Here is a 12,762-nt window from a genome sequence, read left to right on the forward strand (position 1 = left end):
GAGGGGCTCTCCCATCCCGGAGAGCCCCTTCCGCCGCTAGACTCGCGAAAAACAGAATGGAGTTCTGTTGCCATGCGAGTCGGACTTTTCCTCGAGGCGGATTCCCTCGACACCCTGCGCGAGCGCGTGGCCGGCGCGGCCGGTGACGGGTTCGGCTCGGTGTGGACCTCCAACATCTTCGGGCTCGACGCGCTGACCGCGCTCGCCGTCGTCGGCAGCCAGATCCCCGGCATCGAACTCGGCACCGCCGTCGTGCCCACCTACCCGCGCCACCCCGCCGCGCTGGCCCAGCAGGCCCTCACCGCCGACGCCGCGCTCGGCGGACGCCTCGCGCTCGGCATCGGCCTGTCCCATCAGGTCGTCGTCGAGCAGATGTACGGCTACAGCTTCGACCGCCCCGCCCGGCACATGAAGGAGTACCTGGACATCCTCCTTCCCCTGGTCAGAGACGGACGGGTCAAGTACCGGGGCGAGACGCTCACCGCCAACCTCGCCCTGTCCACCCCCCGTACCGGCACCCTGCCCGTGCTCATCGCCGCGCTGGCCCCCCGCATGCTCAGACTCGCGGGCGCCGTCGCCGACGGCACCGTGCTCTGGATGACCGGCCCCAAAACCGTCCGCGACCACGTCGCCCCCGCCGTCACCGCCGCCGCCGAGGAGGCCGGACGCGACGCCCCGCGGATCGTGTGCGCGCTGCCCGTCTGCGTCACCGACGACCCCGCCGCCGCCAGAACCCGCGCCAACGAGGTCTTCGCCGTGTACGGCACGCTGCCCTCCTACCGCGCGATGCTCGACAGGGAGGGCGCCGCGGGCCCCGGCGACGTGGCCCTCGTCGGCACCGAGGACGACGTGCGCGAGCAGATCGAGGCGCTGGCCGCCCACGGGGTCACCGACTTCGTCGCCGCCGAGTACGGCTCCCGCGAGCGCACCCGCGCCCTGCTGAAGGACCTGCTGCCCCGCTGACCGGCCCCCGGTCGCGGCGTGCCGGGTGGGGGAAGCGCGGGCCTCTCCATACACTCTGGCAGGGTGAAACGCGTGCTGTACGGCATAGACGTGTCCAACTGGCAGGGGCCGGTGGACTGGGACGAGCACGCCGGTTCGGGCGTGGCCTTCGGCTTCGCCAAGGCCACCGAGGGCGTCGACTGGACCGACAAGTGGTTCCCCCGCAACTGGCGCTGCATGCGCGAGAGCTGGATGGTGTGCGGCGCCTACCACTTCGCCCGGCCCAAGGGCGACCCCGTCGAGCAGGCGCGGCACTTCCTGCACACCATCAGGGCCGCAGGCGGGCTGCGCAGGGGCGACCTGATCGCGCTCGACCTGGAGACCAGCGACGGGCTGCGGCCCGAGTTCGTGGCCAGGTTCGCCCGCCGCTGGTGCCGGTACGTCGAACGGCAGGGCGTCAGGCCCTTCGTCTACACCTTCCAGTCGTTCGCCCGCGCGGGCAACTGCGCGGGCCTGGGCGACTACCCCCTCTGGATCGCCTCCCCGGCCAAACCGCAGGGCGACCCCGTGGTGCCGGGACCGTGGCGCGGCTGGACCATCCACCAGTACGACAACGCGCCGCTGGACCGCAACGTGTTCCACGGCAGCCGGGAGCAGCTGACCAGGCTGGGGTACGACCCGCGATAGCATCGGTGTTCACCATCGAACGCACTATCCAAGGGAGTCACCGTGTCAGCCGACCTACGCATCACCCTCGCCGGAGCCGAGCGTGTGGTCGCGGCCGGCACGACGTACGGTGACGCGCTGGAGGCCGACGGCCGCGCCGTCGTCGCCGCCCGTGTCAACGGCGAGCTGCGCGACCTGGCCGCCTCCGCCGTCTCCGGCGACGTCGTCGAGCCCGTCGGGGTCGGCAGCCCCGACGGCCGTGCCATCGTCCGCCACTCCACCGCGCACGTCATGGCCCAGGCCGTGCAGGAGCTGTTCCCCGAGGCCAAGCTGGGCATCGGCCCGCCGGTCGAGAACGGCTTCTACTACGACTTCGACGTGGCGCAGCCGTTCCACCCCGACGACCTCAAGCGCGTCGAGAAGCGCATGCGCGAGATCGTCAAGCAGGGGCAGCTGTTCTCCCGGCGGGCCGTCACCGACGACGAGGCCCGCGAGGAGCTGGCCGGCGAGCCGTACAAGATGGAGCTGATCGGGCTCAAGGGCGGCGGTGTCGACGCCGAGGAGAGCGTGGAGGTCGGCGCGGGTCAGCTGACGATCTACGACAACCTCGACCCCAAGACCGGCGAGCTGTGCTGGAAGGACCTGTGCCGCGGCCCGCACGTGCCGTCCACCCGATTCATCCCGGCGTTCAAGCTGATGCGCACCGGCGGCGCCTACTGGCGGGGCAGCGAGAAGAACCCCCAGCTGCAGCGCATCTACGGCACCGCCTGGGAGTCGCGCGACAAGCAGGATGAATACCTCAAGCTGCTGGAGGAGGCGGAGAAGCGCGACCACCGCAAGCTCGGCGCGGAGCTCGACCTGTTCAGCTTCCCGCCCGAGCTGGGCAGCGGCCTGCCCGTCTTCCATCCCAAGGGCGGGATCATCCGCAAGGAGATGGAAGACTACATGCGTCGGCGGCAGGGCGAGGCGGGCTACGAGTTCGTCAACACCCCGCACATCACCAAGTCGCAGCTGTTCGAGACCTCCGGGCACCTGCCGTGGTACGCCGAGGACATGTTCCCGCCCTTCGAGCTGGAGGGCGTCGAATACCGCGTCAAGCCGATGAACTGCCCGATGCACAACCTGATCTTCCGGGCGCGCGGGCGGTCCTACCGCGAGCTGCCGCTGCGGCTGTGCGAGTTCGGCTCGGTCTACCGCTACGAGAAGTCGGGTGTCGTCCACGGCCTGACCCGGGTGCGCGGCATGACGCAGGATGACTCGCACATCTACTGCACCAGGGAGCAGATGGGCGGCGAGCTCAAGAGCCTGCTCGCCTTCGTGCTGAGCGTGCTGCGCGACTTCGGCCTGTCGGAGTTCTACCTGGAGCTGTCCACCCGCGACGAGTCCGAGAAGTTCATCGGCGATCCGGCCCACTGGGACGAGGCCACCGTGGCGCTGCGCCAGGCGGCTGAGGAGTCCGGGCTCGAGCTGGTGCTCGACCCGGGCGGCGCCGCCTTCTACGGGCCGAAGATCTCGGTCCAGGCCAAGGACGCGATCGGCCGGACCTGGCAGCTGTCCACCATCCAGCTCGACCTCAACCAGCCCGCGCGGTTCGGGCTCGAATACCAGGCGGCCGACGGCAGCCGGCAGACGCCGGTCATGATCCACCGGGCGCTGTTCGGCTCGATCGAGCGCTTCCTCGGCGTGCTCACCGAGCACTACGCGGGCGCCTTCCCTCCGTGGCTGGCCCCCGTGCAGGTCGTCGGCATCCCGATCGCCGACGCGCACGCACCCTACCTGCAGGACGTGGCCAAGCGGCTGCGGGAGCGGGGCATCAGGATCGAGGTCGACGCGGCCGACGACCGGATGCAGAAGAAGATCCGCAACGCGCAGAAGGCGAAGGTGCCGTTCATGCTGCTCGCGGGCGACGAGGACATCGCCAACGGCGCGGTCTCCTTCCGCTACCGCAACGGGGAGCAGAAGAACGGCGTCCCCGTCGACGACGCGATCGCCGAGATCGTCTCCATGGTCGAACGCCGCCTCCAGGTCTGATCCGCACCCGAACGCCCGGCCGCCCGTCTCGTGCGCGGCCGGGCGTTCGGCGTCCACCGGGCCGGGCGGGGAGGGTCAGCGGCTGAACAGCTCGAAGGTGATCGCGGGCCGGGCGGGGGCGGTCAGCGGCTGAAGAGTTCGAAGGTGATCGCGGGACGGCCGCCGAAGCGTTCGGCGTTCTGCTGGGCGAAGCCCTCCAGCAGGTTCCTGCAGTAGGACTCGGGGTCCTCGTCGGTGAGGGCCTCGATGTAGGCCCGGTGCTCCAGCAGGGAGCTCACACCCTGCTCCAGGGTCGTGGACACGTCCACCGCGTGCGTCGGGTTGGAGGAGCCCGCGACCGCCACCCAGCGCACGCCCGGCCACGGCTCGCCGCCCGCGCCGGGGAAGATCCACCGGTTGCCCGCGTCACCCGCGGCGTCGAGCACCGCGCGGCCCACGGCCCGGTGGTCGGGGGAGTTCCACCACGTGTCGCCCCAGGTGTCGGCCGGATTGAGGGTGATCACCAGTTCGGGGCGGTGCCGGCGGATCGCGGCGGCCAGGTCCTCGCGCAGGGCCAGGCCGTACTCGATGACGCCGTCGGCGTGGTCGAGGAACTCCACGCTGGAGACCCCGACGACCGCCGCGCTGGCCCGCTGCTCCCGCTCGCGCAGCGGCCCCGCCTTGGCGGGCTCCAGGGTGTCGATGCCGGCCTCGCCGCGGGTGACGAGCAGGTAGGTGACCTCGCGGCCCTCGTCGGTCCAGGCGGCGACGGCCGCGGCGCAGCCGTACTCGAGGTCGTCGGGGTGGGCGACGATGGCCAGCGCGCGCTGCCAGTCGGCGGGCATCGGGGGGAGTTGCTGTCCGGTCATGCCGCCACCTTAGCCCGGCATGCCCGGCCGCTCGGCGGTCCTGAGCCCGCCCGCCGCGCGGGGCCTCACCGTCCGCCGGCGCTCTGGTCCTCGCCGGGTGGCGTGGGAGGGGGAGCCTCGCCGGGGAGGCGGACGTCGTCGACGGTGACGTTGACCTCGGTCACCCGCAGGCCCATCATGCGGCTGACGGTTCTGGCGACGTTGTTCTTGACCTCGGCGGCGACCTCCATGACGACGTGGCCGTACTCCACCACGACCGTGATGTCGATGGAGACCTGCCGGTCCTGGATCTGGGCGCTGACGCCCTGGTTGGCCCGGCGGGAGCCGATGCCGATGCGGCCGCGCACCGACTCGTAGGCGCGGGCGAGGTCGCCGCCCAGGTCGGCGACGCCGGAGACCTCCAGCGTGGCGAGCGCGGCGATCTTCTCGACGACCTCGTCGGCCACCTTGATCCGGCCCTTCACCACCGCCGCCGTCATGGGGTCCTGACCACCCGGCCGCCCGGCCGAAGCCGTGGACTCGGCCGGGGAGACCGAACTCGCCGACCCGGCCGGTGGGAAGTCCACGCCGGTCGGGAAGTCCGCGCTGGTCGCAAAGTCCCCGGCGGTTGGGAAGTCCGTGCCGGTTGGAAAGTCCCCGGCGGTCGGGAAGTCCGTGCCAGTTGGGAAGTCCGTGCCGGTTGGGAAATCCCCGGCGGTTGGGAAGTCCGTGTCGTCGGAGAAGTCCGGTGAGAGGGACAGGTCTCGCGAGGACGCGGACCCGGTGGAAGCCCAGGTGCCCAGCGCGGTCGGCGTGTCGCCGAGCGAGGCCGGCGACGGGCTGCCCGGGACGCTCGACGTGAGCGGGGTTTCCTGGGTGGACGACGCGGATGTGCGGTACGTCGTTTCGGTCGTGGACTCGCCCGAGGTCTCCTCGGCCAGGGTCTCACTCATCTCGGCCTCCTTTGCGCAGTGTTTGGGATTGTGCCGGAAGTACTGCCGGTTTGTCCGGTGACCGCGCGCCCTATGCTGCTAGGCATGCAGGAGAGTGAGCCGATGGAGCAGGCCGGGGCCGGAGCGCCGGACAACTTCCAGCGCCTGTGGACGCCGCACCGCATGGCCTACATCAAGGGCGAGAACAAGCCGACGGGCACGGAGGCGGGCGACGGCTGCCCGTTCTGCGTGATCCCCGCGATGAGCGACGAGGAGGGCCTGATCGTCGCCAGAGGGACGGCCGTGTACGCAGTGCTCAACCTGTACCCGTACAACTCGGGTCACCTCATGGTCTGCCCCTACCGCCACGTCTCCGACTACGACGAGCTGGACGCCGCCGAGACGGCCGAGCTGGGGGACTTCACGCAGCGGGCGCTGAAGGCGCTGCGCAAGGCCAGCGGCGCCCAGGGGTTCAACGTCGGGATGAACCTGGGCGAGGTCGCGGGCGCGGGCATCGCCGCCCACCTGCACCAGCACGTGGTGCCCCGGTGGGGCGGCGACACCAACTTCATGCCCGTGGTGGCGCGGACGAAGGTCCTGCCGCAGCTCCTCCGCGACACCAGGGAGATCCTCGCCGACGCCTGGCCCGCCACCCCCTGACCGAGGCGGTCAGGTCGTCCGCGGGCTCGTGGGCGAGGAGTTGACCACCGGGCGGGGCTCCGACGGCGAAGGCGCGGGCGTGGTCGCGGGCGCGGAGGCGAGCGGCAGGGCGGCGATGCCCGCCGACAGCACCAGCGGGATCGCCAGCGCCAGCGCCATGGACAGCACGGCGGCCCCCGAGTCGTTGACCAGCATCCCGATCACCCCGCTGACCAGTGTGCCGATCAGTCCCGCCCGGAGCGCGGGGGAGTGCTGGAAGGCCGCCGGCAGCACGCCCGCGGTCGCCTGGTCGGGCCGCAGGATCGCGTACACCAGGAAGGCGGTCGCGGCCAGCACGATCGGCATCAGGTTCGGGCTGAGCAGCGTGCCCAGCATGGCCATGAGCTTGCGCGTGACGACGTCGACCGCCTCGCCGGTCAGCACCTGCCCGACGAACCGGCCCAGATGCGACTGCTCGGCGGGAGGCTTGAGGTAGTTGGCGAACGCGAACGCCATCACGATCACCCCGCCCGCCACGCAGAACGCGCCCAGCTTCACCAGCGACACCCGCCGCCCGAGCACCAGCAGCGCGGTGACCGCGATGCCCGGCACGAACGCGATGACCCCGCCGAAGTCGCTGCCCATCCCGGACCCGCCGAGAACCATGGCGAACGTGCCCAGCAGCGCGACGGCCACCACGCCCACCCGGCCGGGGAAGCGGTGCGCGACCACCACGGACGACAGCAGCGTGCCGGTGGCCAGCAGCGCGAACGGGATGTTGCCCAGGCCGTAGTAGCGGGCGCCGACCTCGGCGGTGTACCCCATCAGGCTGTTGAGCTGCAGGGTGGTGCCGGTCAGCAGGTCTCCGGCGAGCGTCAGCGCGGTCGCCCCGGCCACCACCGCCAGCGGGCCCAGCGGGGCGCGCCGCCACGGCCCCGCGCAGGCCACCAGGGTGATCAGCGCCGCGAAGCCCGCGATGCCGCCGACCAGCCCGGCCAGGCCGGTCCACGGCAGCAGGTTGACCAGGTAGCTGGAGACGGGGATGGAGGCCAGCGCGATGGCTGACAGCCGTACCAGGGAGAGGGCGCGGCGGCGGCGCAGCAGCAGGAACGCGCTCAGGTAGAACAGCACCTGCAGCACCGCGACGACCCAGAAGAACCAGCCCTTGACCGGGCGCAGAGTCTGGGCGGTGGTGTCGGAGGACTCGACGGCCGCGATGGTCGCGCCCGTGCCGCCCACCTGCAGCACACCGCCGATCACCGTGTCGGGAATGGTGACGCCCGCCCGCTGCAGCACGGTGGCGGTCAGGTCGGGCAGGATCGAGAGGTCGTCGCGGCGGGTCGAGGCGGCGCCGAGGAAACGGCCCCCGAGGCCGGGCTCGCGCAGCATCGCCACCCGCAGGTGCGGCACCGAGCCGTGGTCGGCCAGCCCGGCGAGCAGCACGGTCGCGTTCTGGGGCAGCGCGGTCAGCAGCGCGCCCACCTTGGCGTCGGCCTGCCGCAGCGCCTCGCGCCGCTCCCCGGCGCCCAGCAGGTCGGGTACTGCCGGCAGCTTCCCGTCGGCGAGGTAGGGCCTGACCAGGTCGTCCACGTCCATGGCGACGACATCGCAGCTCGCCAGGGCGCCGGCGGGCACCTGGAGCGGGGAGGGGTGGTACCGCTCGACGGAGCCGGTGCGGTCGGCCAGCCCCAGCACCGCGCCGGGTCCGATGGCGATCGCGCACCGCCCGGCCGCGCGCAGCGCCGCGCCCAGCGTGCCGGCGTTGCGCTGCCCGGCCACCGTCGGCAGGTAGTCGTAGTCGGGGATGAAGGCCCCGCCACCGCGCGTCTCGGGCGCGGGCGGCGGCCCGCACTTGTATCCGGCCGCCGAGCGGGTGCCCGCCGAGACGGTGAGCCAGCCGTCGTAGGGGCAGGTGACGTTGCCGACCGTGCGCACCGACAGCGAGCCGATGGCCGAGGTCCTGGCCAGCTCCCACAGGTTGGGGGTCGTGGCCGGGCTGAGGTCGTTCCAGTGCAGGGCGGGCACGCCGATCAGGGCGACCGGCCCCCGGTCGGGCTCGGCGCGCGCGGGGCCCGCGAGCATCGCCCCGCCGAGCAGCACCTGGCCGACCAGCACAGCCAACGCGACCAGCGTCCGCCTCACGCCTGACCTCCCACGATCGACATCGTCGCAGGGCACGCTAGGCCATGATCCGCTCCAGGTCCACCGAACCCCACTTCATTGTCTACGGGACGCCACGCCGACCAACGCCCGGCCTGCCGAGGTCACCCCCGTCGACAGCTCCGCGGCGAACCCTCCGGCCGCCAGCACGACCGGCAGCCGCTCGGCCAGTTCGGCCGCGCGCTCGGCCCCCGGCGGCTCGTAGAACAGGTGCAGCGTGCCGCCCGGAGCCAGCAGCCCGCTGATCGACGCCAGCTCGCCGGCGGCCGGCCCGGTCCAGAACAGGTTCACGTTGACCGCGAAGACCTTGTCGAAGCTCTCGCCGTCCAGCCCGGCCGTCCGCAGCGTCCCGGTCACGATCCTGGCGCGGCCCGCCGCGACGTGCCCGGCGTTCCGGCGCGCGGCGAGCCCGGTGGCGGTGGCCGACCGGTCGATCGCGACGATCGTGCCGCCGCTCAGCCGCCCGCACACCAGGGACACGGCCACGCCGGGACCGCAGCCGATCTCCAGCAGCCGCTCGCCGGGGGCGACGGCGAGCCGGTCGACGGCCCAGCGCAGGCGTTCGGGGATCAGAGTGGGCTCACCTTCACCTTCGCGGCCTCGCTCTCGTGGTGCACCCGGTCGAGCGAGGTGACCAGGTACGTGCCCGCGTCGGGCGCGGTGTATCCGGGCGAGGAGACCACGGCGACCAGGTTGCGCGCGTCGCTCATCGCGCACTGCTCGCCCGAGGCGGGCACCTGGTAGACCGCGTAGGCGCGGGCGCCGGGCACGGCCGTCCAGCGCAGCGCCGACCCGTCGGCCCGCAGCCCGGACGGCGTGGCCGGGGTCCTCGCCTCGCCGCCCTTGGGCAGCGGCAGCAGCGCGGGGCGGCTGTAGTGCTCGGCGGCCAGCCGGTCCATGACGCGCATCGGGTTGGTGCCGAGCTGCTTGGCGCTGAAGTAGACGTCACCGTCGACCTGCGGGTACTTCCGGTTGAGCGTCAGGTGCGCGGGCAGCTCACCGGGCTTGCGCCAGGCCGGGTCGTCGGTGGCGCCGACCCGGTAGAGGGCCTGGCCGATGTACAGGCGCACGCCGGTGCCCTTGACCTCGTTGGCCCACCACGGCACCAGGGCCCTGTAGTCGGCCACCCTGAGCCCGCGCGGCCAGTAGAGCTGCGGGATCACGTAGTCGACGGTGCCCGCCTTGATCCACGCCCTGGCGTCGGCGTAGATGGAGTCGTACGCCGACATGCCGCTGGTCGCCGAGCCGGTCGCATCCTGCGCCTTGTTGCGCCAGATGCCGAACGGGCTGATCCCGAAGTCGACCTCCTGCCTGGTGGCGTGCACGGCCTGGTGGACCTGCGCGACCAGCTTGTTGACGTTGGCGCGGCGCCAGTCGGCGAGCTTCTGCCCCTTGCCGTGGGCGCGGAAGGCGGCCCGGTCGTCGAAGGTGCCGCCGCTGCCCGGGTAGGGGTAGAAGTAGTCGTCGAAGTGCACGCCGTCGACGTCGTAGCGCTGGACCACGTCGGTGACGACCTTGACCACGTGCTCGCGCACCTGCGGCAGGCCGGGGTTGTAGTAGAGGCGGTCGTCGTACTTCACCAGCCATTCGGGGTGCTGCCGGGCCGGGTGGGCGGCGGGCAGCTTGGCGGTGCTCGCGTCGTAGGCGGCCCGGTAGGGGTTGAACCAGGCGTGGAACTCCATGCCACGCTTGTGCGCCTCGGCGATCAGGAACGGCAGCGGGTCCCAGCCGGGGTCCTTGCCCGGCTTGCCGGTGAGGTACTGCGACCAGGGTTCGAGGTCGGACTTGTAGAGGGCGTCGGAGGCGGGCCGTACCTGCACGAAGACGGCGTTCAGGTGGCGTTTGGCGGCGTTGTCGAGGATCTTGACGTACTCGGCCTGCTGGCGGGCGACGCTCAGGCCGGTGCGGGAGGGCCAGTCGATGTTCTTCACCGTGGCGATCCAGACGCCGCGCAGCTGCCGCTTGGGGTAGCGGGCGTCGGTCGGGCAGGCCTTCGCGGCGGTGGCGGCGGCCTGCTGCGGGGCGGGCTCGGCATGGGCTCCGCCGGGGCCGAGCGCGTAGGCGGCACCGGTGGTGACCAGGGCGAGGGCGGCGGCGGCGAGCATAGGGCGTCCGGTTCGCATGGTTCCACAGTCTGGCATCGGCCCACGGGTGCTTTCGCCCAAAAAAAGAAATCGATTCGTGATACTCATGTGACCGTCGGCGTGTCCCGGGAAAGAAGTGGCGTGCTCCTCTCCCGGGACAGACCGCTCAGCCCGTCTCTCCCGCCACCTTGTCCGCCAGGTGCGGCGGCAACGGCTCGTAGCGCAGGAACGTGCGCTGGAAGGAGCCCGTGCCGTGGGACATCGAGCGCAGGTCGATCGCGTAGCGGGTGAGCTCCAGCGCGGGCACCTCGGCCTTGACCAGGGTCCTGCCCACCCCGACGGGCTCGGTCCCGAGCACCCGGCCGCGCCGCGCCGACAGATCGGACATCACCGAGCCCACGTGGTCGTCGGCGACCAGTACCGACAGCTCGTCGACCGGCTCCAGCAGCAGCGTCGGGATCTTGGCCGCCGCCTCCTTGAGCGCGAGCTGCCCGGCGATCTGGAAGGCCATGTCGGAGGAGTCGACCGAGTGCGCCTTGCCGTCGTAGAGCGTGACCCGCACGTCGACCATCGGGTACCCGGCGACCACGCCCCTCTCCATCTGGGCCCGGACGCCCTTCTCCACCGAGGGGATGAACTGCCGGGGCACCACGCCACCCACGATCTTGTCCACGAACTCGAACCCGCCGCCGGAGGGCAGCGGCTCGACCTGCAGGTGGCAGATGGCGTACTGGCCGTGACCGCCGGTCTGCTTGACGTTGCGGCCCATCGCCTTGCAGGTGCCGCCGAACGTCTCGCGCAGCGGCACCCGCAGCGGGATCCGCTCGACCTCGACCCCGTGCCGCTTGGCCAGCCGGTCCAGCAGCACGTCGGTGTGCGCCTCGCCCATGCACCACAGCACGAGCTGGCGGGTCTCGGCGTTGTTCTCCAGGCGCAGCGTCGGATCCTCGGCGACGAGCCGGCCCAGCGCCTGGGAGAGCTTGTCCTCGTCGGCCTTCGACCTGGCCCTGATCGCGACGGGCAGCAGCGGATCGGGCATCGCCCAGGCGCGCATCAGCAGCGGCCGGTCCACCTCCGACAGCGTGTCGCCGGTCTCCGCCCTGGCCAGCTTGGCCACGGCGACGATGTCCCCGGCGATCGCCTTGCCCACCGAGCGCTGCGTCTTGCCGAGGGGGGAGGTGAGCGCGCCGATGCGCTCGTCCAGGTCGTGGTCCTCGTGGCCGCGCTCGGCCAGGCCGTGCCCGGACACGTGCACGCTCATGTCGGGGCGCAGCGTGCCGGAGAAGACCCGCACCAGGCTGATCCGGCCGACGTACGGATCGCTCGTGGTCTTGACGACCTCGGCCACCAGCGGCCCGTCGGGATCGCAGGAGACGCTCGGCGCGGCCTTGCCGTCGATGGTGGTGATCTCGGGCAGCGGGTGCTCCAGGGGGGAGGGGAACCCCTGGGTGATCACTTCCAGCAGTTCGAGCGCGCCGACCCCGGTGCCGGTGGCGAGCACGGGGAAGAAGTTGCCGCGCGCGACCGCCTTCTCCAGGTCGTCGACGAGCGCCTTGGCGTCGATCGCCTCCCCGGACAGGTACCGGTCCATGAGCGACTCATCCTCGCTCTCCTGGATGATGCCCTCGATCAGCACCCCCCGGTAGTCCTCGATCTGCGCCGCGTACTCGGGGCCCGGCTCGCGCTCGGCGCGCTTGCCCGTGGCGTAGTTGTAGAACTTCTGCGACAGCAGCCCGATCAGCCCGTTGACGTGCCCGTTGGTGATGACCGGGAGGTAGAGGGGGGCGACGCCCTCGCCGAAGACGTCCTGGCAGCCGGCCAGCACCTCGTCGAAGTCGGCCCGCTGATGGTCGATCTTGGTGATCACCACCGCCCGGGGCATGCCGACCTGGGCGCACTCCTCCCACAGCAGCTGGGTCAGCCCGTCCACGCCCTCGGCCGCCGAGACGACGAACAGGGCCGCGTCCGCCGCGCGCAGCCCCGCCCGCAGGTCGCCGACGAAGTCCGCGTAGCCGGGCGTGTCCAGGAGGTTGATCTTGATTCCGTTGTGGACCAGCGGGGCGGGCGTCAGGTTGACCGAGCGTTGCTGGCGCACCTCGACCTCGTCGAAGTCGCTGACCGTGTTGCCGTCCTCCACCCGGCCCGGCCGCTGGATCGTGCCCGTCGCCGCCAGCAGATGCTCGATGAGGGTGGTCTTCCCCGCTCCCGAGTGGCCGACGAGCACGACATTGCGTATCGCCTCCGCGCTGTCGGCCACTGGTGCCCTGCCCGCGGCTCCCGCTGCCCCACCGGGGTTCTTCTCTGCCACATCGCCTCCCGCGTCGTCGGTTGACATCCAACGCCGAGCCCAGGCGGTAAAGAGGTGACACCGCAAGGACGCGGTGTGTTCACCAAATACCCCTGTGGCGAATATCACAAGGGGGGTACGGCAAAAGAAGTACCGCACGTTGAATGTGAGTGTCGTGCTCCGGTGGCCTACGA

At 71.8% G+C, this 12,762-nt stretch carries 10 protein-coding genes; 4 read left to right on the top strand and 6 right to left on the bottom strand.

From position 1 onward, the window contains the following. Positions 1 to 72 precede the first annotated feature (72 nt). The 3 genes from ABZ911_RS37035 (at position 73) to thrS (ending at position 3,639) form a co-directional block, all read left to right on the top strand. Entirely contained in the window at positions 73 to 963 is an 891-nt protein-coding gene (locus ABZ911_RS37035) for a TIGR03564 family F420-dependent LLM class oxidoreductase (protein WP_358067180.1), read from the top strand. A 63-nt stretch (positions 964 to 1,026) separates the two neighbouring features. Next, positions 1,027 to 1,629 (top strand): GH25 family lysozyme, encoded by a 603-nt coding sequence (locus ABZ911_RS37040; protein ID WP_358067183.1) that lies wholly within the window; start codon positions 1,027 to 1,029, stop codon positions 1,627 to 1,629. Positions 1,630 to 1,671: 42 nt separating this feature from the next. Then, entirely contained in the window at positions 1,672 to 3,639 is a 1,968-nt protein-coding gene (gene thrS, locus ABZ911_RS37045) for a threonine--tRNA ligase (RefSeq protein ID WP_358067186.1), read from the top strand. 122 nt (positions 3,640 to 3,761) lie between these two features. Here thrS and ABZ911_RS37050 read toward each other — a convergent pair whose 3' ends face one another. After that, on the bottom strand, positions 3,762 to 4,487 hold the full coding sequence (locus ABZ911_RS37050) for a PIG-L deacetylase family protein (RefSeq protein WP_358067189.1): 726 nt from the start codon (positions 4,485 to 4,487) through the stop codon (positions 3,762 to 3,764). 65 nt (positions 4,488 to 4,552) lie between these two features. Beyond that, on the bottom strand, positions 4,553 to 5,419 hold the full coding sequence (locus tag ABZ911_RS37055; RefSeq protein WP_358067192.1) for an Asp23/Gls24 family envelope stress response protein: 867 nt from the start codon (positions 5,417 to 5,419) through the stop codon (positions 4,553 to 4,555). An 84-nt stretch (positions 5,420 to 5,503) separates the two neighbouring features. Here ABZ911_RS37055 and ABZ911_RS37060 point away from each other — a divergent pair, with 84 nt between their 5' ends. Further along, positions 5,504 to 6,058, top strand: a complete 555-nt coding sequence (locus ABZ911_RS37060) for an HIT domain-containing protein (protein ID WP_358067195.1) — start codon at positions 5,504 to 5,506, stop codon at positions 6,056 to 6,058. 9 nt (positions 6,059 to 6,067) lie between these two features. On the opposite strand, the gene ABZ911_RS37065 is transcribed toward ABZ911_RS37060, so the two are convergent. The 4 genes from ABZ911_RS37065 to ABZ911_RS37080 all read right to left on the bottom strand — a co-directional run bounded on the left by ABZ911_RS37065 (position 6,068) and on the right by ABZ911_RS37080 (position 12,589). After that, positions 6,068 to 8,179 carry a hypothetical protein gene (locus tag ABZ911_RS37065; protein ID WP_358067198.1) on the bottom strand — a complete coding sequence of 704 codons (2,112 nt, stop codon included), beginning with the start codon at positions 8,177 to 8,179 and terminating at the stop codon, positions 6,068 to 6,070. A 75-nt stretch (positions 8,180 to 8,254) separates the two neighbouring features. Then, positions 8,255 to 8,863, bottom strand: a complete 609-nt coding sequence (locus tag ABZ911_RS37070) for a class I SAM-dependent methyltransferase (protein WP_358067282.1) — start codon at positions 8,861 to 8,863, stop codon at positions 8,255 to 8,257. Then, positions 8,767 to 10,320: a family 10 glycosylhydrolase gene (locus ABZ911_RS37075; protein WP_358067200.1), complete on the bottom strand. Its 1,554-nt coding sequence runs from the start codon at positions 10,318 to 10,320 to the stop codon at positions 8,767 to 8,769. Before ABZ911_RS37075 ends, ABZ911_RS37070 begins: the two co-directional genes overlap by 97 nt. Positions 10,321 to 10,447: 127 nt before the next feature. After that, positions 10,448 to 12,589 (bottom strand): elongation factor G-like protein EF-G2, encoded by a 2,142-nt coding sequence (locus ABZ911_RS37080; RefSeq protein ID WP_358067202.1) that lies wholly within the window; start codon positions 12,587 to 12,589, stop codon positions 10,448 to 10,450. Positions 12,590 to 12,762: the final 173 nt, after the last annotated feature.

The organism is Nonomuraea sp. NPDC046570 (assembly GCF_040645915.1).
In the GTDB taxonomy this organism is placed as follows: Bacteria; Actinomycetota; Actinomycetes; order Streptosporangiales; family Streptosporangiaceae; genus Nonomuraea.